This window comes from Rothia amarae (assembly GCF_042677725.1).
Classification (GTDB): domain Bacteria; phylum Actinomycetota; class Actinomycetes; order Actinomycetales; family Micrococcaceae; genus Rothia; species Rothia amarae.
In genome coordinates this window covers 23,099-47,052 of the sequence record NZ_JBHUCN010000002.1, presented here as the reverse complement: position 1 = coordinate 47,052, position 23,954 = coordinate 23,099, and the positions used below count along the sequence as shown (strand labels likewise).

Below are 23,954 nucleotides of genomic sequence, written 5' to 3'. Positions count from 1 at the left end.
TGTTTTAGAGAAGAAGGATGTCCGGCACAGTAGGTCGCCGCGTGGCTGCCCGGCAGGCTGACCCAAAAGTACACTCAAAGCGTTGAATGCTCACCGAACAAGATGAGCATTCAACGCTTTTTGTGTACTAAATTTGAGCGTTTCAGGCACATCCCCCGCCGGCATCCTGTAGATTTCTAACTAACCAACCCAGGAGGACCCCATGAAAATCGCACTCGCTCAAATTGGTAGCGGTGAAGACGTCGCCGCCAACCTGCAGAAAGTCACCGACTTCGTGCGCGAGAGCGCCCAGAAGCAGGCTGACCTGGTGGTATTTCCTGAGGCGACCATGTCCGCATTCGGCACCGACATCTTCAGCGCCGCGTCCGAGCACTCTGACCACTGGCAAAAAAGCCTGGCAAATCTCGCCCAAGAGCATGGCATCACCATCGTGGTAGGCGAATTCGAACCAGCGGGGGAGAGGGTTCGCAACGTCGCTGGAATCTACAGCCCCGACGGCACGCGCGACTCCTACGCCAAAATGCACCTCTACGATGCCTTTGGCTACTCCGAATCAGACACCGTCGAAGCCGACGAAGAACTCTGCACCTTCAAAGTAGGAAACGTAACGGTTGGCGTTGCCATCTGCTACGACATCCGATTCCCCAAACTCTTCGCAGAACTCTCCCGCGCCGGTGCACAAGTTATCGTCGTGCCCACCTCCTGGGCAGCCGGACCCACCAAAAAACAACAGTGGCAGGTTCTCACCCGCGCTCGTGCACTGGATTCCAACTGCTTCGTCGTCGGCGTCGATCAAGCGAACCCCGTAGTCGGTGGCCCCGACGTCGAAACGGAAGCACCCACCGGAGTTGGCCTTAGCGTGGTGGCAGATCCTTTCGGGCAACCCCTCATTGAACTAGGCGAAGGCGAAGACCTCAAAGTGGTTCGTTTGGATCTCGATATCATCGAAAAGGCCGAGCAAGCAGTGCCTGTCCTGAAAAACGCGAAGCTGGGGTACTAGAGGTTAGTCGGTCGATGCCGTATCTTCGGCAAGCCGCGTCTCTCACACGCTTCGCTACATCCAGTTTTTTCTTTTAAATACTAGGTAGAGGATTGTAGACACCGCCACCATCAACAAAAGCGAAGCGGGATACCCCCACGGCCATTGTAGTTCAGGCATATTTTCGAAATTCATGCCGTAGATGGATCCGATAATCGTCGGTGCTACCAAAATCGCAGCCCACGCTGAAATGCGTTTCATGTCGTCATTTTGCTGCTCGGCCACCAGAATGCTGTTCACTTCAAGAGCGTTCTGCAAAGTGCTCCGTAAGTCATCAATACGATCATTAATTTGAATCGCGTGGTCCTTAACATCTCGGAACTGACGCACATCATGAATAGCTTCTTGCTTATCTTCAGGGTTATCAGTATCAGCCGTCGCGCGAATCCGCTCCATTAAAGTATCGAGCATCCCAAGCAGCGGTTTACAAGCGCGCTTAAAATCGGCAATCTCGTTGAGTAGCGCGTAAATACGCTGGGAGACGCCGGCGGTATCGGTGGGCATAGGAGAGAAAAGGGCGTCCTCAATCTCGTCACTATCATTCTCCAGCCCTTCAACTACAGGGAAATAACGGTCTACTACCGAATCAAGAGCGGCGTGAACCATATCCCACGGAGTCTTAAGATTCTCTATCTTGGAGGCAATATCTTCCAATAACGCTTTAACATTTGACTCTTTACGCAGATAATCTTTCACGATAGCCACCATGAAATTTTCACCCATGAAAAGGTGAATCTCGCCAAAGTGAATTTCTTCCTCTTTGTCTAAATACACTGCAGGTCTTAGCACCAGGAAATAAGTATGACCGTAGCGGTCAAGTTTAGCCCGCTGGTGACCTTCGGTGGAATCTTCTACTGCTAACTCATTCATGCCGAAATGGGAAGTGAGAGCGTGCATATCGTCATTTGTAGGGTCGCTAATACCTACAAATGCGTTAACGTCGTCGCGCTCTTTGAGAGCGGCATACGTTTCGTCCAAAGTTTTTGATTCAGTGGAGGAACCGTCATGATAGTTGAGCGTGTTTACAAGAATCGGCATGAGGTTAATATTAACCCGCGTGCTATGGGCGACTGGTAATCTGGTGCGGTGATGTGCGCACATTCCGCAGAATTTATGGGGGCGGTGCCGCGCCGGTGTCTATGAAGGTTTCGTAAGGAGAGCGTGTGCAGCAAAAAGTTATTCAGATGCCGGGCATGATCTCTATTATCGCTACCTTCGCGGCGGTTATTTCGAGCCTTTCGTTGCTGTTGCCGGCGTCCCCTGCATGGGTAGCTTCCGGTGGTGCCGGAGCGATGGGCGCGGGGTCGGTGACGGCGGCGCTGATGGCGGTAACTGTTGCTACGCAACTTTTCGCGGTTCGCCCGGCTCTTGCTCGGTTTGGTTGGCAAAAGACTCTGGTGGCTGGAACGCTTTTCATGGGGTTGGGTTCGCCCCTTCAAGCGATTTCCCCTGACCTTCCGTTAGCACTAGTCAGCTCGGCTTTGCGCGGCGTGGGCTTCGGTATCGTGACGGTGTGCGGCTCGATGGCACTGTCTCTTTTAATCCCTGCCGAACGACGCGGGCAGGCAGTTGGGCTTTACGGTCTAGCTGCTGCCGTTCCGCAAATGATTCTTACTCCTCTTGCTCCTTGGCTCATTGAGGTACTGGGGTTTCGCCCGGTGTTGTGCCTGGGTTTGATTGCGGTTTTGGGCGCGCCCTTCGCCTGGCATCTGGGTAAATTGGTGGACGCTCGGACGGCGCAAGCCCCCGCCTCTGCATCCCAGCAGGGGGCAGGTGCCGGTTCAGTTTTGCGTATTATCTGGCCTGCTCTGCTCACTCTGACCCTGATTACCGCAGCGGGCGGGGCGTTCATGACGTTCGCTATAGATATTGCCCCCTCCGCGCTCGTCGCCTCGATTGCCCTCCTTGTTCTGACGATTACTGCCGCACCCACACGCTTTTGGGGCGGTTCCCTATCGGATCGTTTCGGTACCCGAGTGCTCATGACCCCGGTTCTGGCTCTTTCTGCGGTGGGCGCCGTCCTTATTGGGTTTTCCGCCGCTGGCGCCGAGGGCAACACACGATCCATACTGCTTCTGCTTGGCGTGCTATTGGTCGGTGCGGGCTACGGCTTTTTGCAGTCGGTGACGATGGTCCGCGCGCTCAACGACGCCGGCCCGGCGCATAACGCCCGCGCTTCTGTGGCATGGAACGCGAACTTCGATTTGGGCACTGGCTTGGGCGGGCTAGCGTTAGGCGCGCTAGCGCAAGCCGGTGGTTTCCCCGGCGCATGGTGGATCTGGGCGGGACTAATGGCGGTCTCTGTTGCCGTGATGGGCGCCCGCGATGCTCGCGAATTCCGCCGCCACTCGCCCAGGTAGCCCTCCCTCTTTAACGATAGAGTTTTAAAGAAATCTCAACCGACCCCCGGGAAGAAGAGAATGCAGAATTCCGTAGCAATCATCGTACGCACCAAGGATCGTCCTCGCTTTCTCGAACGTGCACTGGCGAATATTGCGGCGCAAACCTACCCGCAGGTGAAGACCGTTGTGGTCAATGACGGCGGGGACACTGCTACCGTCGACCGTCTGATTGAGGCCTCTGCGCTTTCAAACGTTCAGGTTATCCACCACGAGATTAGCCGAGGAATGGAAGCCGCTTCCAATGTTGGCATTCGCGCCTGTGCATCGGAATTCATCGCAATCCATGACGACGACGACCTCTGGGAACCCACCTTCCTCGAAAAAACTGTGGCGGCGCTGGAAGAGAACGACGACGTCATGGTGGTTGTGCGCACCGACGAATACTTCGAAAAAATTACCGAATCGGGCTTCGAATTCGTAGAATCACGCCCCTTCTGGGAAAACCTACAGGGCATGAACGTGGTTGATTTCTTCCGCATTAACCGCGCAGTACCGATTGGCATTCTTTACCGCCGCCGTCTGCTCGATGAAATCGGCTACTACAACGAAACCCTACCGGTGGTCGGTGACTGGGAGTTCAACGTGCGCGTTGCTTCCAAACATAAGGTTCTGTTTCTTCACGAGAACCTTGCCCACTGGTCCAAGCGTTTGAACGCTACTGGAACCGACTCCAATAGCGTGTACGCGGCGGCGCAAGAACACAAATTCTTTGACGCGCGAGTACGAAGCGACGCGGTTCGGGAGCACCTCGCCCAAGGCGGGCATCTGGCTCCTTATCTTTACAACGCGCACTTGGCGAATGAGGTCCAGGAAGCGGTTCACCACAGCCACGAGTTGCTCCTCGATGTCCTGAATCGGTTAGAACGAATCGAAGCTACCCAACGCGAACAAGCTGCGCGCTTAGAACGAGTTGAACGGGCGCTAAGCGTACGGGGGCGAGCTCGTACCATCAGCACTAAACTACAGCGGTTGGCACAGCGAAGAGAAAAATAAAATTACTTCTTCAGTAATTGTTTTTATCTCTGGTGCAGTATGGTTATGAACTGCGCTTCATCAGAAGGGGTGTAGGGACTTGGCGGAGGAGCTTGTATTTCAAGAAACCAGCCACCGCCCCTAGTGCGTACCCTCCTTCAGAAAAAGTCTTGAGGCGACTCTGCGCGTCCTTGTATTTGAAGAGCCGGTAAGGCGTTTTTGCTAACACAAACCCCTGTTTGAGCAGGGAAATATCCCTCTGCACCTGTTCGGGGTAGCGCACTGTCACGAGTACATCGTTGAGAGCGTAGAAATAATTTCTGCGGAATTGCTTGCGGGGAGACTGCGAAATTCGATAAAGGACGGCGGCACCGTAGGATTCAACCTGTTGCATACCCGCTTTGCGGGCTCGTGCCCAAAAGTCCCAGTCGTCGCTGCCACGTTTATAGGATGAATCGAATCCTCCCAGCGCAAGAAGATCATGTTTTCTGGCACCGAAAGATGCTCCACCCACAAAGAAATGAACCTCAATTTTTTCGTGAGGATTGGGTTCCTGGATAAAGAGATTTTGCCATTTGGGCTGGGTAAAGAGCTGGTAGATTTCCCGGTTTTCTAGGGATAAGTCCCCGGTATCTGCAACATTGAGGTATTGACCCAGCACGTAAGAATTCGGGTGATTTTTGAGTGTGGTGTAGAGCGAGCGAACCCAATCTTCACAGACGAAATCGTCGGCATCGCAAATAAGAATAAAGTCGGTTTGCGCGTCCTCGATACCTACGTTGCGGGCGTAGGAGACATTCTGAATTTCTGAGGAATCTACTATACGCACATTGAGCCGGTCCCTGAATCCATCAACTACCGCAGCCAGCGCATCGGTACTTCCGTTATCGCTGATGATGACTTCAAAAGCGGGGGCATTTACCTGACGGCTCAGGCATTCTAGCTGGTGCCCTATGACGTCGGCGGCGTTGAGGGTAGGTATGACGACGCTCGCCAAGGGAGCATCGGTGAGGTTCTGTTTGACCGCCCGGCGGATTTCATCGCTGATGGGTTCCATCCTGTCGCGGCGGTTCTGATAGTCCCTTTCCCATGACTGCTCGCGGTCTTGGTCGGCGTAGCCTTGTGCGATTTCTAAAGAACGGCGGTAGATGCGATTCCGCTGTTCCGCAGTAACGGGGGCCCAGCTCTGCGGCGTCAAAGAAACAGCTGGCGCGAGGGCTGGCAGTTTGTTGTGTAGGTCGGCAGAACCTGTCAGGGCTTGTTCTACGGCGTTCCACCATGCTTCAGAGAAAGAACGCAGCTGAGAGGTTCGCTGAAAAAGGGTCGAAGAAATGTCGTCGTGCCAGCGAATTATTTCGTTCAGCGCAGAGGAATAGACGGTAGCATCGGCGGAATCGAGAGGGATTGTGTAGTTTTCCGCCCCGTAGTGGGACATCATTCCTCTCAGGCGCATATCGGTAAAGGCATCTGGAATCAGCCCTATAAATGGGACGCCTGATGAGAGAGAAAATACGCCGGGGTGGTATCTGTTAGCTATCGCAACATAAGCGTTGCGGTGAATCGAAACAGCCGCATCAGCATGGAGGATGGGGAGCACGATTGGTTTTGAATTCATCTGGCGGGCGATAGCCGCATGGACGAGGTAGTCTTCATCTTTCCTGCCAGGGGTGCCCTTGTGGGGAACAAAAACCGTATGAAGATGATGAACCTTGTAGGCTTCATCGAGTGCCTTCGCCAAGTGTTGAATCTGCTCGTTATCTAACCCCACGAAGGTAGCGCAAATATATTGCTCGGGGAGGTCCGGGACTGTTTCTCCGGGTAGCTGCCTGTGTTCGGAGACGTAGAAAGTGGCGTCATCAATCATGTGATGAGCAGGAACATTATGGTCTTGAGTCCACTGGTAGGAGCTAATTTCTCTTACGCCTACCAGGCGGGATGCCGAAAGTAACTCCTGAAGAATCTCGGAGTCTTTATCTGTGAGCACAGGGCCAAGCGATTGCCCAGAGATAACGAGGGGGATCTCGAAGGTTTGAGCAATGAGCCCATAGGCGGCTCGCTCGTAAAGTAACCACCCGTAGGTTGAATTCATGTTTCCGCCGCCAGCAATGAGAATGCCATCTATTTCAGTCATCGCCTGGGTGAATTCTTCTATTTCAGGGCGGGCTGGTTGCCCTAGAAGGTGTTGGCGGACTTCTTCTAGATATTGTTCTCGTTCGGCAGGGGAGCTGGGAAATTCTAGGGTATGGATATAGCCGTGAGCCACCCCAATATTGTTTTCAGAGTGTTTTAGGTCCGTGGTTCCTATATGGACCTCAAAACCGCGGTCGACGAGCTGGGTGGCTGCGGTGATGCCCATGGCTTCGTCGCCTACATGGTAATTTTCTCTGCCTAGATCTGCGAGAACGAGGATGCGTGGCAAGTGAAAATTCCCCCCAAAGTAGTGACATGATGAGCTCTTCGGGTGATTTTACCTGACCTATCCGAACGAAGGGGTAAGGGGGCGGACCCAGCCCATAGTTTTGGCTAGACTGAAACTATGAATCCTCTACTACCTACGGGCTGGGAACTCTTCATCACTGTGGTCGGAATGATCCATGTGGTCCTTTTGCTTGCGGTGATTTTTCGGGTGGGGTTCGACAAATGGCTCGCTCCCGAACACAAAATCTTCCTGCTGATTATTTCGTTGCTGGTACCGATTATCGGTCCGGCGATGAGCCTGCTTGTTACCTTCCGCACCAACAAGTAGCTATTCGCCGGTGGCGCCGTCGTCTTTCTGTCCTTAAAAAGTTTTGTGCCTCAAAGCAAAATTTATGAACCCTAGGGTGTATAAATTTTGCCTTTGAGGCACATTTTTGTCCGGGACGCCGGGACGCCGGGACGCCGGGACGCCGCGTCTAGTCTTCGATCAGGTCGCGTACCACGATGGTCTGCTCACGACCGGGGCCCACACCGATTGCTGAAATACGGCAACCGGACAGTTCCTCGAGCTTCTCCACGTAGAGACGCGCGTTCTGAGGCAAATCATCCAGCGACTTTGCCTCGGTGATGTCCTCGGTCCACCCGTCAAAGTACTCAAAGATAGGCTTGGCGTGGTGGAACTCGGTCTGAGTCATGGGCATTTCGTCCTGACGCACCCCGTCCACATCGTAGGCAACGCACACGGGAATCTTCTCCAGTCCGGTGAGAACGTCCAGCTTGGTAATGAACAAGTCGGTAAAACCGTTGATGCGTACAGCCTGGCGCGCCAGCACGGCGTCGTACCAACCGCAACGGCGCGGACGCCCAGTATTTACACCGAACTCGCCACCTGTCTTCTGCAGAAATTCGCCCATCTCGTCAAAGAGCTCAGTGGGGAAGGGGCCAGCACCCACGCGGGTGGTGTATGCCTTCTGAATACCGATTACACGCGAAATACGGGTCGGACCAACACCCGAACCAACGGATGCGCCACCTGCCGTCGGGTTCGACGACGTCACGAAGGGGTAAGTACCGTGGTCGACGTCGAGGAAGGTCGCCTGACCACCCTCCATCAACAAGGTTTTACCCTCGTCCAGCGCGTTGTTGAGAAGCTGGGTTGATTCAACAATCATGGGCTTGAGGCGCTCGGCGAAGCCCATGAAGTATTCAACGATTTCTTCTACTTCAACGTGGCGGCGGTTGTAGACCTTCACCAAAAGTTCGTTCTTTTGGCGCAGTGAACCTTCGACTTTTTGGCGCAGGATGGACTCATCCAGAATGTCCTGAGCACGAATACCCAGACGCGCTACCTTGTCCTGGTAAGTGGGGCCGATGCCGCGCCCGGTAGTGCCGATGGCGCGCTTGCCGAGAAAGCGTTCGGTGACCTTATCCATGGTCTGGTGGTAAGGGGCCACCAGGTGAGCGTTAGCTGAAATTTTAAGTTTTGAGGTATCCGCCCCGCGCGCTTCCAAGCCGTCAATTTCTTCAAAGAGGGCTTCGGGGTTCACTACCACGCCGTTGCCAATAACGGGCACCGCGTTAGGGGAGAGGATGCCAGCGGGAAGTAGCTTGAGCTCGAACTTCTGACCGTTGACGACGACGGTGTGACCGGCGTTGTTGCCACCGTTAGGTTTGACGACGTAGTCAACTCGACCGCCGAGGAGGTCAGTTGCTTTTCCTTTTCCTTCGTCGCCCCACTGGGCTCCGACAATCACAATCGCTGGCATGAAAATTTACTCCTTATGAGCGCGTACACCTGCCGGATTCCACGGAGGTGCGGTGGGTTTTGGCTAATTTAGGCAAAAAACACCAAGTTCAAGAATACCCTGTCTGGTTAGGTGTGGCACAGTGCTATTCAAAATACTGGACGGCACCAAACCTTGTTGGTTCTGGAATGGCTCGTTTGACTGGCTGCTTTGGTGCACTCCTGCCCCGCGCAGCGTCGGCAAGGGTAATAAGCAGAAATATTAGAAATTTACTGTGTCTCAAGCCACATTTTGGGGGGTTGTGGGTTGTAATAGTTTCACACATTGCCCCAGTAAAACGTAGTATGGGGCATAAAAGTCGGTATTTACACTAGTCAGATACATTTTTGATGGGTTGTGAATGCCGGACTTAGGGCTTATCTCAAGGCTGGGGTATAGCGTGTGCCGTCGAACACGACTTGCAAGTTTTGTGAAGCGAAGCGAGCAATGTTTGAGCTGGAGCGTTCTGGCGACACAAAGCTAATTCCTCCCTTTGGAAGCAAATCCTTATTCTGATTTCTCCCCCAGAAATCGTTATAGCACTCGCATTTCTAGAGGGTTCTGTGGTTACACACTCCACGGTTTTCACACTGTACAAGGAACCCTTTATGACAAAATTTCATTATTTTCCGCACCGGGCGGGCAAGGCTGTTTTGGCTGGCTCGCTCGGTATTGCGCTAGCTTTTTCGCTGGGCGCACCTGCGTATGCGGCGACTGACCCTGATATGTATCAGGGCTCGTCGGCGCATCGCGATAAAACGCTGACAGCGTCAATGCGCAATGCAGAAGGCACTGTTTCTTCGTTCGTCCAGTTCAGGGGCCCCGGTGCCTTTGAGGCGACTCAGCCATCGGGCGTGCGCACTGGGCAGCAGGATCCGGTTAAGGCTGTGGCTGCGGTTAAAGCTGTTCAGGCAGATGTTGAGGGTAAGGCTGCTTCAGTTGCTTCGGAGACCAACGGGCAGGTTCTTTACACTGCCCATAATGCATTGCGCGGTGTGGCACTGACTGCCGACGCCGAGGCATTGCGTAATCTGGCGAAGCGCTCGGACGTCGTCAAAATTTCGCGGATCGTACCTAAAGAACGCTTTAACGCTGCTACCGATGTTGATACCGCTGCTCTTGCCAGCTGGACCAATGCGGGTAGAACCGGCAAGGGTGTCCGCATCGCTGTGGTGGATTCTGGCTTGGATTACACGCACGCTGATTTTGGTGGCCCCGGCACTCAAGAAGGTTACGAGAAAGCCAAGTCTTCTACTGATATTCCTTCCAAGGAATCAGGCCTTTATGACCCCGCTAAATTTATAGGTGGCTACGATTTCGCTGGCGATAATTATGACGCAGGTGGCGAGTTCGGTAGCGAGATTCCTCAGCCTGACTCTAACCCCCTTGACTGCCGCGAAGGTGGTCACGGTACGCACGTGGCTGGTTCTGCTGCAGGTTTTGGTGTGGACGAAAACGGAAAAACATTCCGTGGCGATTACACCAAGCTCTCTGCTGAAGATGTCAAGAAAATGAAGATTGGCCCCGGTTCGGCACCGCAAGCAGAGCTCATCAGCATGCGCGTCTTCGGATGCGAAGGCACCACCAACGTGACCGGTGAAGCACTAGACCGCACGCTGGATCCTAACGGCGACGGCGATTTTTCAGACCGCGCGAACATCGTGAACCTTTCGCTGGGTTCTGATTTCGGACCGATTGATGACCCTGAAAATGACATTGTCAACGCTCTGAACCGTCAGGGCATTCTCTCGGTTATCGCTGCAGGTAACGCCAACGGCTACGGCGGTGTGGGAGATACTTACTCCAACCTGGGTAACCCGGCGAATACTGTCTCGGCTCTAACCGTGGCTAACTCGATTGGCTCAAACTACTTTGTTGACCAGGCAGAGATTACCGCTCCCGAATCCATCAAGGGTAGGGTCACCGGTGATTATTCCCGCGACTTCAACTACGCGGCAGCATCAGACAAACAGCTTTCGGGCACTGTGGTGGCGGCTCCTGAAGAAAACAAGTACGCCTGTGAAGCATTCCCCGCTGGCACTGATTTCGGCGGCAAATGGGTTCTGATTGACTGGTATGACGGCCCCGGATCCTTCCCCTGCGGTTCCAAAAAGCGTTTCGACAACATTGAAGCAGCGGGCGGCAAGGGCGTCGTCCTTACCTCTAACGTGATGATGGAAGACGGCGGCATTGCCGGTAATGAGACCATCCCCGGTACTCGCCTCAACGCCGAAGACTCCGCCAAGGTTCGAAAAGCGACCGAAAACGGTGGAACTTTCGACATTACCTTGAAGAACGAATGGATTGAATCAGTCTCCAAGCCCACTAACGCTTTGGATACCCTCAACTCGTCGTCTGCTCGCGGTCAGCACGGCTCCAACGGCTTTGTTAAGCCCGACGTCGCCGCCCCCGGCACGAACATCATGTCCGCTGGTGTAGGCAAGGGCAACGGAGGAACCGTAATGACCGGTACCTCCATGTCCACCCCTCACGTAGCTGGCGTTGCCGCTCTGGTTTTGCAGGCGCATCAGAACTACTCACCTGCCAATATCAAGGCAGCGATTATGAATACCGCAACCCACGACGTCAAAACTGCAGATGGTGCAACCTATGCTGTGGACCGTGTGGGCACCGGCCGCATCGATGCACAGGCTGCTGTTAATACCAATGTTTTGGTGTACAACACCGATAACCCCAATGAGGTTTCTGACTCCTTCGGCGTTGTAGAAGCAAAGCCTGGCGATCCTCAGCTCGTGCTCAAGCGCAAGTTCACCGTGGATAACTTCGATTCAGCGGCGCACACCTATAATCTTTCCTACGATTCGTCGGTCATGATGCCCGGTGTGAGCATTACCGTTGACCCCATGGTTTCTGTGGGAGTCGGTAAGAAGGCTGAATTTACCGTTACCGCCACCGTTGACCCTTCGGCCCTTCAAAAGACTGCAGACCCCGCCCTGGAGCTTATACAGCTGAATCAGGCGCGCCAGTTTATCGCTCAGGAATCTGGACGCATCAAGCTGACTGAGGCTAAAACCGAACTGCGAGTTCCTGTGCAGATTGCTCCTAAGCCTGTTTCCGATATGAGCGCCAAGGTTGATGCCGCTGAACTGGCAAAGAACGGTACTACCGCGCCGGTAACTCTCAGCGGAACCGAACTCAACCAGGGCGGTTATACCGGTATGCTCGGTGCTTTTGAACTGGGTGCTAAGAGTGATCGCATGAAGAGCACCTCGCTACCCATCCCTTCACTGCAGCAAATTGACTTGCAGTATGTTGGTGCAAGCTCTGACGCACCGATACTTGCTGCCGCAGGGAAAGATACTTCTGATGCCATGCTCGGCTTCGGCATCTCCACCTGGGCTAACTGGGATGTGTTGAGCTGGGCTTATGCCACCGAGGTTTCTATTGACGTCGACGCCAACCAGCGCCCCGACTTTTTCCTCACCGTAGACCGTGTGGAGGGCTTCGATATGCCTTTGGCGGTTCTACGTGGATTCGTCAACGGTGAACCTACCGTGCTATCCATGCAACCCATCAATGGTGCGCTGGGAGATATCGATACCAACCTCATGGACTCCAACACCATGGTGCTGCCGGTGTTGCTTGCTGACTTGGGTATCACCGCTGATAACGCGGATAAGGTCAGCTACAAGGTAGACACTTACTCTTGGTATGTGGACGGCGCAACCGACTCCACCGACTGGATTAAGTACAACCCCCTCAAGCCCGCTGTCTGGTTTGACGGCGCTGAGCCTGCCACCGACGTCCTGTATAAGGATTCAGCGGCAACCAAGCTCAAGATTCACCGTGACTCCTCCAAGGACGCTGCTGCGCTGTTCCTGCATATGCACAACGGTACCGGCGATCTTGCTGGAATCAAGAAGGGTGAAGACGGCGGCAGGTCTCAGGTTGTTGAACTAGCGGCAGCTACTCCTTCTCAGCCCACCAAGCCGGTTACTAACCCGCGCTTCACCGATGTACCTGCGGACTACCCGTTCTACAACGAAATCGCCTGGTTGGCTACCAAGGGAATTACTACCGGATACCCCGATGGTACGTTCCGCCCCCAGGAGAATGTTCAGCGAGGAGCCATGGCGGCTTTCTTCTACCGCCTAGCTGGTTCACCTGCTTACACCGCGCCGGCTGTCTCTCCTTTCAAGGATGTTCCTACTACCCACCCGTTCTACAAAGAAATCGCGTGGATGAAGGAACAGGGAATCACCACCGGCTTTGCCGACGGTACGTTCCGCCCGCAAGATGACGTGAACCGTGATGCCATGGCGGCGTTCTTCTACCGCATGGCTGGCTCACCGGAGTACACCGCACCGAGCAAGGCACGATTCTCCGACGTCCCCGTCAACAGCCAGTTCTATAAAGAAGTTTCTTGGCTGGCGTCGGTCGGTGTGACCAACGGTTGGGACGACGGCACGTTCCGCCCGGTTTCTCCTATTCACCGCGATGCGATGGCTGCGTTCATCTATCGTTATGACAAGAATGTTCAGCACTAAGTTGAGCTAAATATTTCACTGGCAAGAAACCCGCTGCCCCGAATCATCTTCGGGGCAGCGGGTTTTTTCATGCGAGAGTTCTGAACTTTGGTCAATTTTGAATCGTTTTGAAGCCCAAAACGCCTAAAAATTGACCAAACTTTTTGAACTCGTTTTAGTCTTTGAGGATTCTAATCTGCATGGGGTAGTCATACACCTCGCCACGATTGGCACGCACCGCGCCGATGATGTGGAAAATAAACATGAGGACGGTCGTTGCGCCCCAAATCAACAGGGAAATGGGAGCGCCTAGAGTCAGCGTGAAAATCAGGATTGCCCATCCGACGAGGTTCGCCAGCCAGAGGGTGAAATTGAAGTTGAATGCGCGTGCCGAGTTCGCCGCTGTGAACTTATGACCGGGTTTGTCTTTGAAAATGAACCAGAAGACGAGGGGTCCAAGAAAGCTCAGCGTGCTGGCGGTGACGATGTTCAGAATGAGCGATGACAGGTGGGAAAGCAATGACATCGTTTTGGCATCGGGGGCAATAGGGTTGCCGTAGGCATCAAAATCATGAGGTTGTTGGAAGCCTTGTTGAAAACCCTGCTGGTTGCCGTATTGCTGACCGTACTGCTGGTGCGGCTGCTGTTGGGGGTAGCCAGATGGCTGCTGGGGGTTTTGGTTGTTGAAGTCGTTGTTGGGGGTATCGGGATATTGAGACATTGCCGTCCTTGATTCAGCGGGTGAGTGTTTCTTCTACTGTATAGAGGACACCGCTGCGACTTCATTAAAACTTTTGAAATTACATAAAATATCCCCCTGCCGGAGGAGGGCTATCCCAGCTCTAATACGGTGCGTAGCTGGACAAAAAGATTGGGAACTATCGTGTAGTACGCTTTGCGACCGGATTGTTGGCGGGTGAGTAGTCCCGCTTCGGTCAGCTTTTTAAGGTGATGGCTGATAGTGGGCTGCGAAAGGTCAAGTTCGCTCACTAGATCGGTAGTGGTGATAGGTGCGCATCCTTCGCGGGCGATGAGTGAGAGGATACGGAGGCGGCCGGCGTCGCCTAGGAGCTTGAAAATTTCGGCGTAGCGCAGAGCATCGTGAGTAGAGAGCACTTCGGTGGCTAGGGAGCAACAATCTGAAGTGACAGAAACTTCGGCAAGAGGCAGATTCAAATCCATGCATCTACGATACCTTGACAGATGCCTCAAATTCGAAATACTCTTTATATATTGATAATCTTCGATATATTAAGGAAGCTTGTGCCAAACCCCCTACGTACACCCGTTGAGAACCCACCTGCAACCCCGCCGTCCTCGCGTCTGAGTTTTTTGGACCGCTGGCTGGCTCTCTGGATTCTTCTAGCGATGGCGGCAGGATTGTTGCTGAGCAACCTTGTTCCCGGTCTGAGTAACGCGTTGGAAGCATGGAAAATCGGCCAAGTATCTGTACCCATTGCCATCGGTTTACTCGTGATGATGTATCCGCCCCTGGCAAAAGTTCGCTATGACAAGAGCGCCCAGCTACTTGCCGATCAACGCCTCATGATTGTTTCTGTGGTACTGAATTGGATTTTGGGACCGGCGCTCATGTTCGCGCTGGCATGGATCTTTGTCCCAGATCTTCCTGAATTTCGTACCGGTTTAATCATTGTGGGCCTTGCTCGCTGCATCGCCATGGTGCTGATTTGGAACGATTTAGCCTGTGGGGACCGTGATGCCGCCGCCACCCTAGTTGCAATTAATTCTTTGTTTCAAGTAATTATGTTCGGAGTACTCGGCTGGTTTTATTTGCAAATACTTCCTAGCTGGCTGGGCTTACCCACGACGTCCGCTGAGTTCTCTTTCTGGGCAATTGTTAGTTCCGTACTGGTCTTCTTGGGCATACCCCTGCTCCTAGGCTTCCTATCCCGGGTGCTGGGTGAACACTTCAAATCGCGTACCTGGTACGAGCAAAAATACCTACCAAAAATTTCCCCACTCGCTCTTATCGGCTTGCTATACACCATTGTGTTGCTCTTTGCCCTTCAAGGAGCGCGAATAGTGGAACAACCCTCGGCAGTGGCACGCGTGGCACTACCACTTCTAGCTTATTTCGTGTTGATGTTCTTCCTGGGGCTTCTTACGAGCCGAGCACTCCATATGGGATACGCCCAATCAACCACCGTGGCGTTTACCGCCGCCGGTAATAATTTTGAACTTGCCATAGCGGTATGCATCGGTACATTTGGTGCGCATTCGGGGCAAGCATTGGCAGGTACTATTGGGCCACTTATTGAGGTTCCTGTACTGATTGCTTTGGTCTATGTTCTGCGCTGGTTGGGACCTAAACTTTTTAACAACGCACCTACTTTTGAAAGATAGAACGATGACCAATCAGCCCACCATTCTCTTTGTATGTAACAGCAATCGCGGAAAGTCCCAGATGGCTGCGGCGCTCATGGACTTGCGTTCTGAGGGGGCAATCCGCTCTACCTCCGCTGGAGTGAAAGCTGAAGAAGGCAAATCTGTGAATGCTGAAGCCGCCGCATCGCTGGCAAAAATTGGTGCCGATATGAGTAGCGGTTACTCAAAACCCATGTCGCCCGAACTACTCGCAGAAGCCGACCGCATCGTCGTCGTCGGTGGAGCAGACCTGGGTACTCTCTCGCCAGAGAACGCCGCCAAAGTAGAACGCTGGAACCCCGACGAGCCCTCCACGCGCGGTATTGAGGGCGAAGAACGCATGGATCTGCTACGCGACGATATCGACCGATTAGTCAAAGATTTACTGGCGCGCCTCTAGCTCCCAGCAAGCTCCCACGATTTTCTTCATCGGGGTTTGCCCACGCCGGAGTAGAATAAACACATGCGTGAATTACAGGTAAAAATCATTGACGAACTGGGCGTACACCCCACCATTGACCCCGCAGAAGAAGTACGCAAACGCGTGCAATTTCTCTGCGACTACCTCAAAATTACGCACACTAACGGCTTTGTTCTGGGCATCTCTGGCGGACTCGATTCCACCCTCGCTGGCCGCCTGTGCCAGCTCGCCGTCGAACAGCTTGCCGACGAAGGCATCACCGCTGAATTCATCGCCGTCCGACTGCCCTATCAGGTGCAAAAAGACGAGGACGACGCCCAAGCTGCGCTACGCTTCATCCAACCTGATCAGACGGTAACCTATAACGTTGCACCAGCCGTAGACGGTTTCGAATCGGCATTCCAAGACGCCGTAGGGCGCCCCATCGCAGACTTCAACAAGGGCAACGTGAAGGCGCGCGCTCGCATGATTGCTCAATACGCGCTGGCGGGGGAGAAGAACTTACTGGTGATTGGAACCGACCACGCCGCAGAATCGGTCACCGGATTCTTTACCAAATTTGGCGATGGCGGCGCCGACGTTTTGCCCCTCTACGGGTTGAATAAACGACAAAATCGCGAACTGCTGAAGGTTCTAGGTGCCGAGGAGCGCCTATGGAAGAAGGTACCCACTGCCGACCTACTTGACGGTAAGCCTCTGCGCACGGACGAAGACGAGCTGGGTCTTACCTACGATCAGATTGACGACTACCTCGAAGGGAAAGAAATCCCTGCCGAAGCCGCCGAAAATCTCGAAGGAAAATTTCTGCGCAGTCGGCACAAACGCACCACGCCCGTCACAATTTTTGACACTTGGTACAAGGCATAAATCGTGGAACCGCAGAGCCACTCAGCGGAGGACTTCGAGAAAACCATTCTGCCCGCCATCGCTACCATGCGTGAATTTGGGCAGGACTTTTCTCGTATGCTCATGGAGTACCAGTTTGCTATTAACGAGGTGCTCACCAAGGTGGAAATTCTGCGCCAGGAATTCACTCACCTTTACCGCTACAACCCGATTGAGCACGTTTCGTCCCGCGTAAAAACCCCTGAATCACTAGCACAAAAGCTGGTACGTAAGGGCGTGAAAATGAGTTCAGAATCGGTGGCGAACAATATCTATGACGTCGCTGGAGTGCGCATTACCTGCAGTTTCATTGGTGACTGCTACCGTGTGATGAGCGCGCTGACTTCTCAGGACGACATTGAAGTGGTTGAAGTCAAGGACTACATCAAACATCCTAAAAAGAATGGGTATAAGAGCCTGCACGTGATTGTGCGAATCCCCATTTTTCTCTCTACCGGCGCTAAGAAAATCCCGGTAGAACTGCAGATTCGTACTATCGCCATGGATTTTTGGGCGGCGCTGGAACACAAAATATTTTATAAGTACGACCGCGAGGTTCCCGAGCATCTGACCGAAGAACTGTTCAACGCGGCGGTGGTTGCAGACCAGCTCGATCAGCGGATGGAACGGTTGCACAAGTCAGTTCACGGCGACAATGCCTTACGAGACTACACGGAGGATCCGTCGGCTAGCGCCGTCATCCTTCGGCAGCTCCTGGAACTTTCGCGCAACGACGGTAAGCATAAATAACGGTTAGGGTGAAGGCCATGGAACACCTGCGTAAACACAAATTATCATTGGGGTCTGTGGTCTGTGGAATCGTGCTGATTCTCGGCGGTGAGTGCTCCAGGGAGAGAGGTGTGTTTACACTAGTCACGTCTTTCAAGCCCACCTGCGATGCCCATGACATCTGCTATTCCGTCGGTAGTACCACCAATCGTTTAGACTGCGACAACGTCTTTTGGGCATCGCTTTTACGCGAATGCGAGCGGGCATATTCGGCAGGGCTGATGCGTAGCACCTGCCGCGGGGTAGCACAGACCTACTACACGGCAGTACGTACCTTCGGTGCTTCGTACTACGACGGCGCCGGCTCAAAAGCCTAAAGATTTACCTTAGGAGCCAAACGCCACCTGGACCGCGTGAACCGCCGCTTTATCAGTTTCCTGAAGCATTAGCGCATCCGTTCCAGGCAGAGGGGAAATAGTCGTATCAGCCATCTGCGCGAAAGTAGGTATGCCGATGACGTGCACGCGAGGGTCCTGCGAACCGTCCGGGTTAATAACGGCGCGAGTTACCGGGTGTACCTCCGGGGAGGCAGTTTCAATCTCGCGGCCCTCTTCATCTATCTCGCAGAACGGTCGCACCCGCTGAGAGAGCGAAGCATAGATAGGCTCCGCCACGTGGCGAATGTCGGGGTAATGCAAAAAAGCATCGGCAAGATACTTAGTGCGAATTTCCTGCTGAGTGGAGGGCGACATCGTAACAAATTCATCTCCGTCAACCCGAACCTTGGGGCGCTGGCCAATAAACTGCACAACTCCTGCATCAATCGCTGCAAGCAGCTGACGGCAGCGGAAGAGCGGCGGCCCTGAGCCTACCATCTGACCTAGAGCATCGAAGTTCTTGTAATCGGTTTGGCGGGACTCCCAAGTGTAGCGGCCCATCGACCCCAAGATTGAAGCGGGCGTACGAGCAGAGGACACCGACCACATGCCCGCTTTGAAGGCGCTATCGTGCCCTGCTGCGGCGTCCGCAATATCCTGTTCAAGATACTGGGCGATATGCTCGGTTACTTCCTCGATGCTTCCTTCCACCCCGGCTAGCGGCTGGCGCCATCGCTCAATATTGAAGCGGTTTTCGGGGTTGGGCACAACATCTGCCATGTCTTCGGCAATGGATTCGGGGGTAGCTTTTTTGATGATGTCCAGGATTTCTTCGATGGACGCGGTAATGGCTTCGGGCTGAAGCTTGGCAAGTTTGCAGTAGTAAGCCTCGTAGGCGTCTTTGATGATAGCGGGGCGAACCTCGATGCCGAAATCGATACGTTCTGCATCTTTGAGCTTCTCGATGGTTGCCATGAGCCGGTGATTTACTGGCTTCGGTGGTAGTGAACCGTAATCTGACTTGGGTAGGAAGGGATAGCCGCGCCCTGATGATACAAGAAGATGCGGTTCTTGCCCCGACGCCTCATACCGCATACCTGCACGGGTGGTGGGATCCTCCACGAAACGGCCACCGCGGTCAATCGTTACCAGCGCCATGAAGTCGTAGAAGCTCATGCCCAAACCGCGCACCAGCACGTCCTCGCCGGCGGGGAGCGCCGAAAAATCCTGTTCGGCAGGGGAATTGGGGCGAACCCATATTGCTTCCGATGCTGCGAACTCCTGCTCCTGGGGGTTGAGCGCGGGAATAGTCCAGCCACTAGCAATAATGGTTGAATCGGCGCGGCAGATGGTGCCGTCGGAGAGCTCGATAATGTCGAAAGCATCGTCGGAGGACGCCGTCACCCCCACCGCTTTTGCGCGATGTTCGGTCACCACGACGTTCTCTGGAAGCTCCGCCAGCGCCACACGATAGCACCAGTTAATGTACTCGCCGTAGAGTGCACGTGAGGGGTTCGAATGCGGCACGGTAGCGCGCATTTCTTCTTCAAAATCAGGGAGCGGTTCTTGGGGATGCTTCTTGAACAGGGCAGTTTTTTCACGCCGAGTGGGTTGTTCTTCGATTTCATTGCCCAGGGTGAGCTGAATCCACTCAAACATGTTGGGACCTGGCCGCACCGGCGCCGTCACCGTAGAATTCGGTTCGGTAAAGAGCGTTACAGCTCCTGCCAGTGTGTTCATGCATAAGGTTCTAGTCTGCGACGTGTTCCAGATACGACCAGCGCCTAGCTGAGAATCGTCAATCAAGTGAAGGTTAAGCTGTTGCTCGGCTCTGAACTGTTCAGATACCAACGCACCGATTCGGTCGATGACCGAAACTCCGCGCGGCCCAACTCCCACAATGGCAATACTCGCCGGCATTCTAGCTCCTTCGCTTGACGATCTCTTTCCTTCTAGGTTACCTCCAGGTTAAGGGATCAGCTGGCTAGTTAGTCGTTGGCGGCAATCATACTTTCCCAGATAAGGCGGTGACCTTCAGGGTCGGGGTGGACTCCATCGACCAATCTCTCCGGTCTGTTTTCTAGGACTGGATAAAGGTCAATAACTGTGTGCTGGGTTTCGTCTGCCCAGGTCACGAGGAGATTGCGGTACTTTTTCACCTGGGCGGGGACCACGTTGAAGCCCATCTGTTGGCGGGCAGCGATGTGGTCGAGCCAGAGAGGAGTCAAAAGGATGACGGTGCGGCCGCCGGTCTCTAGCTGATTGCAGAGAATCTTGAGGTGCTCTAGGAGTTCTTCGGCAGTGACGGGTGTGCCATCGACGCCTGCGAGGTCATTGATTCCCGCACTGATGATAACGGTGTCTACTTTGCGCGTGGCGACCTCCGCCGGGGTGTATTTATACAGACCAGCCAAGGTTTTACCGGGTATAGCGAGGTTGTAGAAGCGGTTGTTGAGTTCGTCGCGACTGATGTGCGCGGCGGCAAGATACTGTGCCCAGCCACCGGAAGGGTCCGAACGACCGTAAGCGATGCTGTCACCAACGACGGCGAGGCGGGTTGCGCCAGCCAGGGCTGGCAGGACGGGGGTGGGTGCAAAGTTCATGAAATCAGTATAGATTCCACGGACTCTGTTCCTGGTTTTCTGATTTGGGTGCCAATCCCACCCCCGGCTGATCCCGGGGGGTGACGACGGTGGGGAACGGGGGTAAGCGTAAGTTCAGAGCGCCCAATCTGCCTGGTAAGTAAACGGCTGGACGACTACCTGCACGTCGTCGCGATACACCACTTCACCGGGGTATGACGAGCGCACTTCTCGCCAAGGGACTCTATAACGATCAAGTAAATCAGTATAGAAACTCATGGAATCGAGCAAATGCGGTGCCGAGTCTTCGATATACCAGGACGTCAAACCGACATCGGGCATTTCTTTGTAGATTCCAGGCGACGTATAGGCGCCGTCGAGACAGGCATTGGTGAGCTTCCACTGGTTGTATTCAGTCTCCGTCAGCCGTCCCGTATGTGCTAATCCATTAGCCAAGGCGTAAACTCCCGGAAAACGCCCCTTAGAATTGGGCACGCAACTTTCAAAACGTAAGTACATTTGCTCTCGCCTTCAATATCCCTCGCAAATCAATAGTTCATCCAGAGTATGCCCGGTTTACCGTTGCAACATGCACGCTGTAATTTTTGTACCACTTTTTCCGCCCTGTCGATTGGGCATGTAAATGTTCCTGGACTTGTTTCCAAGCGCGAGCCGAATGTTCGTCTTTCCAATAGCTCACGGTGATTCCATATCCGTTCTCGTCTCGTACGGAGTCGTTGCCAAGGAACCCCGGTTGCTCGCGAGCAAGTTCGTCCATGCGTTGAGCAGCCTCTGAATACCCATCCACTTGGGCGGTCTCTCCCACAGGACGTACCGAAGTGAAAATCACTGCTGTATACGGGGGTTTATGAGCAGTAGTGAACATCTAACTCCTTTTTAATGAAGGTCATAACGCCAAACAACAACAGGGTTCCACGGCGTCTGATCGTCTCTGGCTTTGACGAACCCCAAACTCTGTGCCAACTGATGAGAGGCAGTGTTCTGAGTATGAACCACTGCTATTAAGTATTCTTCAGCTAGATAATCTCTACCCCAGGCCAACCACGCTTGGGCCGCCTCAGTTGCTCTTTTTTGCCGTTGCCATCTAGTGGCAATAACCCAGCCGATTTCTAGCTCGTTCCACTCCACCCACGGATGAAGACCTACCCGTCCTATTGCTTTACCGGTTGCTTTATCTACAACCACAGATTGCCCGTAGCCGTGCTCTTCCCATACCTTCACAAACACGTTTACTTGGTGCACTACGGCGCCGTGGTTTAAGTTCGATCCGCCAATATAGCGGGCAACCGGAGAATCGGAGTAAAGCTTTTCCAAAAATACTGCATCGTTGTGTTCGATCGGCCTGAGCCACAGCCGTGAAGTTTCGAGATGGCTGGGCGGGGATGGAATATCTATGAAATCAGTATAGATTCCCCAGCCTACGTTTTAGGTTTCCCGTTTTGGTTGCCAATCCCCGGGTTGCCCCCCCAGGTTGATGGGTTGGGTGTGTCTTTAAATATTATTTAAGTGAGTTGTGACACCGAAATGGAAAGAATAAAAGCTATTTCAGATTTGTAAAACAACAGATAATTGTTTCGCATCTGATACACGACATTTAGGGATTCTGTGTCCCTTGAAGAGGTTATCTTTATCCCCTAGACTGAGGGAGTGGTATAACCCGTACCGACCCCCCGGTCGCAAATTAGGAAAAATTTCATGTCACAGATTTCACGACGCAACCTTGCAAAGGGTGCAGCGTGGGCAGCCCCCGTTGTCATCGCATCTTCAGCCATCCCGGCCTACGCAGCTTCTCAATGTACCCCTTCTGTCTATGCAGAGGGATCTGTTGATTACAACTGGGGAGTTGTGGCTACCGACCCTAAGACTTCTAGCACCACTACTCAGAAATTAAGCCTTGTAGTCGCCATGAACGCTACTGGGCTACCTGTTGGAGCTGTAATTACTGATATCCGCTTTGAATACTGGATTCAGAGCCGTAATGATAGCATTACTAACCCCGATGGGTCATCTGGTGGCCACGGTCCAGGTATTTACGATCCTGGTAACTCCAAAGCTTCCACCAGGACTGCAGGAACCTGTACAACAAGCTACAGCACTATTACGGGCTGCTCCTACTCGGGTCTATCGACCCCGTTGAGTAATAACTCAAAATTCCCCGCCAGTCCAGTATTCACTTCCGGCACTTCGAAAGCCGCTGTTACTGCTAACTGGGTGGACCATAAGTTTAAGAAGCTCGACGGTTCTACCGTCACTGCAAAAGCATGGCAGTTTCAGTTTATTGGCGACCCTAAGCTTGCTACGGCACAGCTTAAGAAGAATGCCACTACGGGCTGCCTTGATTTACCACAGCTTAATACACCTCAGTTTAATGTTTCTTACCCCAATGTTCTGCAGGCAGCTAATGCTGAACGCACCATTTACATGGATAGAACTGTTTATCTTACCTACACCGTCAACGGTGTAAGCAAAACACTGACGATGTATCAACCCAGCACTAAGGTATGTGATTCTTCAGACTCCCCCGGTGGCATTAACCGTTGCTAATGATTCTGAGCGAATTCATATAAACTACATCAACCCAGCGACTGCGCCGGGTTGATGTAGTTTTATATAGACTCTTTGTTTGATAAGAGAATGTTCAGGACGACAAGGAAAATCTGGTAGAAACTCTGCTAACGACCCATAAATTCCGGCTTACGCTTCTCTGTGAACGCGGCAAATCCTTCGGCGTAATCCTCCGAAGAGCACAGCGCCCCCTGTGCCTTATTCTCCAACTCAACGGACTCCCACAAGCCTAAACGCTCGTCGCGGATTTTCTGCACGAGCTCCTTGGATGCCCTAAACGCACCCGTTGCCCCGGACGCCACGCGGGACGCCGTCGCGCGCGTGAAGTCTAGCAACTCGTCGGCGGGCACAGACCGCGAGAAAAGCCCCGCCCGCACCGCCTCCTCACCGCTGATGAGGTCGGCAGTGTAAATCAAATCGAGCGTGCGATGCGTGCCCAGCCGCTCTACAAACAGCGAGTGACCACCCGAGTCGAGGGTTGCCCCAAGGTTCGCAAAAGGCGAGCCAATCTTTGCATTTTCGGCAACATAAACTACGTCAGTTGCAATGGCCAGGCCCAGCCCCACGCCCAAGCAAGGGCCCTGCACCGCTGCAAAAGTAGGAGCAGGGAAAGCTGCCATCTTCTTCAACAGCGGGGTAACTTTTTCTGCAAGGTAGGCGTAAGCATCATCAGTGGAAGGCGTCAGACCAGCGATATCTCGACCGGCACAGAAACCACGACCCTCTCCACGAATAATAAGTGCGCGCACTCCCGCCTGAGCCGCCTCATCGTAAGCGGCCGATAACTCAGCAAGAGCTTCTTCGTTGAGAGCATTCATCTTCTGAGGGGCGTTCAAAACGATCTCAGCTACGCCCTGATTAATAGATAGTTCAATCATGAGGTTCTC

At 53.5% G+C, this 23,954-nt stretch carries 22 protein-coding genes; 11 read left to right on the top strand and 11 right to left on the bottom strand.

Annotation, left to right across the window (positions count from 1 at the left end):
• Positions 1-202: 202 nt before the first annotated feature.
• The gene (locus ACFR81_RS00450) at positions 203-1,000 is read left to right on the top strand and encodes a carbon-nitrogen hydrolase family protein (RefSeq protein ID WP_343875846.1); all 798 of its coding nucleotides are present in this window, start codon (positions 203-205) and stop codon (positions 998-1,000) included.
• A gap of 54 nt (positions 1,001-1,054) precedes the next feature.
• Here ACFR81_RS00450 and ACFR81_RS00445 read toward each other — a convergent pair whose 3' ends face one another.
• On the bottom strand, positions 1,055-2,077 hold the full coding sequence (locus ACFR81_RS00445) for a magnesium and cobalt transport protein CorA (protein WP_190617312.1): 1,023 nt from the start codon (positions 2,075-2,077) through the stop codon (positions 1,055-1,057).
• A gap of 125 nt (positions 2,078-2,202) precedes the next feature.
• On the opposite strand from ACFR81_RS00445, the gene ACFR81_RS00440 reads away from it, so the two are divergent.
• Positions 2,203-3,399 carry an MFS transporter gene (locus ACFR81_RS00440; RefSeq protein ID WP_343875844.1) on the top strand — a complete coding sequence of 399 codons (1,197 nt, stop codon included), beginning with the start codon at positions 2,203-2,205 and terminating at the stop codon, positions 3,397-3,399.
• Between the two features lie 60 nt (positions 3,400-3,459).
• Entirely contained in the window at positions 3,460-4,434 is a 975-nt protein-coding gene (locus ACFR81_RS00435; RefSeq protein WP_343875842.1) for a glycosyltransferase family 2 protein, read from the top strand.
• Between the two features lie 43 nt (positions 4,435-4,477).
• On the opposite strand, the gene ACFR81_RS00430 is transcribed toward ACFR81_RS00435, so the two are convergent.
• A complete protein-coding gene (locus tag ACFR81_RS00430; protein WP_343875840.1) occupies positions 4,478-6,832 on the bottom strand; it encodes a polysaccharide pyruvyl transferase family protein in 2,355 nt (784 codons plus the stop codon).
• Positions 6,833-6,949: 117 nt separating this feature from the next.
• Between ACFR81_RS00430 and ACFR81_RS00425 the strand changes: the two genes are divergently transcribed.
• Positions 6,950-7,159, top strand: a complete 210-nt coding sequence (locus tag ACFR81_RS00425; RefSeq protein WP_343875838.1) for a hypothetical protein — start codon at positions 6,950-6,952, stop codon at positions 7,157-7,159.
• A 148-nt stretch (positions 7,160-7,307) separates the two neighbouring features.
• Here the strand turns inward: ACFR81_RS00425 and ACFR81_RS00420 are convergent, their stop codons facing one another.
• A complete protein-coding gene (locus ACFR81_RS00420) occupies positions 7,308-8,597 on the bottom strand; it encodes an adenylosuccinate synthase (RefSeq protein ID WP_343875836.1) in 1,290 nt (429 codons plus the stop codon).
• Between the two features lie 626 nt (positions 8,598-9,223).
• Here ACFR81_RS00420 and ACFR81_RS00415 point away from each other — a divergent pair.
• A complete protein-coding gene (locus ACFR81_RS00415; RefSeq protein ID WP_343875834.1) occupies positions 9,224-13,123 on the top strand; it encodes a S8 family serine peptidase in 3,900 nt (1,299 codons plus the stop codon).
• Between the two features lie 154 nt (positions 13,124-13,277).
• Here the strand turns inward: ACFR81_RS00415 and ACFR81_RS00410 are convergent, their stop codons facing one another.
• Positions 13,278-13,823, bottom strand: coding sequence for a DUF4870 domain-containing protein (locus ACFR81_RS00410; RefSeq protein WP_190617304.1), 546 nt, complete (start codon positions 13,821-13,823; stop codon positions 13,278-13,280).
• A gap of 110 nt (positions 13,824-13,933) precedes the next feature.
• On the bottom strand, positions 13,934-14,284 hold the full coding sequence (locus tag ACFR81_RS00405; RefSeq protein WP_343875831.1) for an ArsR/SmtB family transcription factor: 351 nt from the start codon (positions 14,282-14,284) through the stop codon (positions 13,934-13,936).
• An 81-nt stretch (positions 14,285-14,365) separates the two neighbouring features.
• Here ACFR81_RS00405 and arsB point away from each other — a divergent pair, with 81 nt between their 5' ends.
• The 5 genes from arsB (at position 14,366) to ACFR81_RS00380 (ending at position 17,899) form a co-directional block, all read left to right on the top strand.
• A complete protein-coding gene (arsB, locus tag ACFR81_RS00400; protein WP_343875829.1) occupies positions 14,366-15,466 on the top strand; it encodes an ACR3 family arsenite efflux transporter in 1,101 nt (366 codons plus the stop codon).
• 4 nt (positions 15,467-15,470) lie between these two features.
• Entirely contained in the window at positions 15,471-15,887 is a 417-nt protein-coding gene (locus ACFR81_RS00395) for an arsenate-mycothiol transferase ArsC (protein WP_343875827.1), read from the top strand.
• Between the two features lie 63 nt (positions 15,888-15,950).
• The gene (gene nadE / locus ACFR81_RS00390) at positions 15,951-16,775 is read left to right on the top strand and encodes an ammonia-dependent NAD(+) synthetase (protein WP_190617299.1); all 825 of its coding nucleotides are present in this window, start codon (positions 15,951-15,953) and stop codon (positions 16,773-16,775) included.
• Between the two features lie 3 nt (positions 16,776-16,778).
• A complete protein-coding gene (locus ACFR81_RS00385; RefSeq protein ID WP_318275220.1) occupies positions 16,779-17,543 on the top strand; it encodes a GTP pyrophosphokinase in 765 nt (254 codons plus the stop codon).
• A gap of 110 nt (positions 17,544-17,653) precedes the next feature.
• Positions 17,654-17,899, top strand: coding sequence for a phospholipase A2 (locus ACFR81_RS00380; protein WP_343875823.1), 246 nt, complete (start codon positions 17,654-17,656; stop codon positions 17,897-17,899).
• Positions 17,900-17,908: 9 nt separating this feature from the next.
• Here ACFR81_RS00380 and ACFR81_RS00375 read toward each other — a convergent pair whose 3' ends face one another.
• The 5 genes from ACFR81_RS00375 to ACFR81_RS00355 all read right to left on the bottom strand — a co-directional run bounded on the left by ACFR81_RS00375 (position 17,909) and on the right by ACFR81_RS00355 (position 21,855).
• Complete coding sequence (locus ACFR81_RS00375) at positions 17,909-19,819, bottom strand: FAD/NAD(P)-binding protein (protein WP_343875821.1); 1,911 nt, start codon at positions 19,817-19,819, stop codon at positions 17,909-17,911.
• A gap of 68 nt (positions 19,820-19,887) precedes the next feature.
• Entirely contained in the window at positions 19,888-20,502 is a 615-nt protein-coding gene (locus tag ACFR81_RS00370; RefSeq protein WP_343875819.1) for an SGNH/GDSL hydrolase family protein, read from the bottom strand.
• 114 nt (positions 20,503-20,616) lie between these two features.
• Positions 20,617-20,937 carry a hypothetical protein gene (locus ACFR81_RS00365; RefSeq protein WP_343875817.1) on the bottom strand — a complete coding sequence of 107 codons (321 nt, stop codon included), beginning with the start codon at positions 20,935-20,937 and terminating at the stop codon, positions 20,617-20,619.
• Positions 20,938-21,037: 100 nt separating this feature from the next.
• Positions 21,038-21,367, bottom strand: coding sequence for an antibiotic biosynthesis monooxygenase family protein (locus tag ACFR81_RS00360; protein WP_343875815.1), 330 nt, complete (start codon positions 21,365-21,367; stop codon positions 21,038-21,040).
• Between the two features lie 11 nt (positions 21,368-21,378).
• Positions 21,379-21,855, bottom strand: a complete 477-nt coding sequence (locus ACFR81_RS00355) for a GNAT family N-acetyltransferase (RefSeq protein ID WP_343876007.1) — start codon at positions 21,853-21,855, stop codon at positions 21,379-21,381.
• Positions 21,856-22,197: 342 nt separating this feature from the next.
• Here ACFR81_RS00355 and ACFR81_RS00350 point away from each other — a divergent pair, with 342 nt between their 5' ends.
• Positions 22,198-23,046 (top strand): hypothetical protein, encoded by an 849-nt coding sequence (locus ACFR81_RS00350; RefSeq protein WP_343875813.1) that lies wholly within the window; start codon positions 22,198-22,200, stop codon positions 23,044-23,046.
• Positions 23,047-23,174: 128 nt separating this feature from the next.
• Here ACFR81_RS00350 and ACFR81_RS00345 read toward each other — a convergent pair whose 3' ends face one another.
• Positions 23,175-23,945, bottom strand: a complete 771-nt coding sequence (locus tag ACFR81_RS00345) for an enoyl-CoA hydratase/isomerase family protein (RefSeq protein WP_343875811.1) — start codon at positions 23,943-23,945, stop codon at positions 23,175-23,177.
• Between the last annotated feature and the right edge of the window lie 9 nt (positions 23,946-23,954).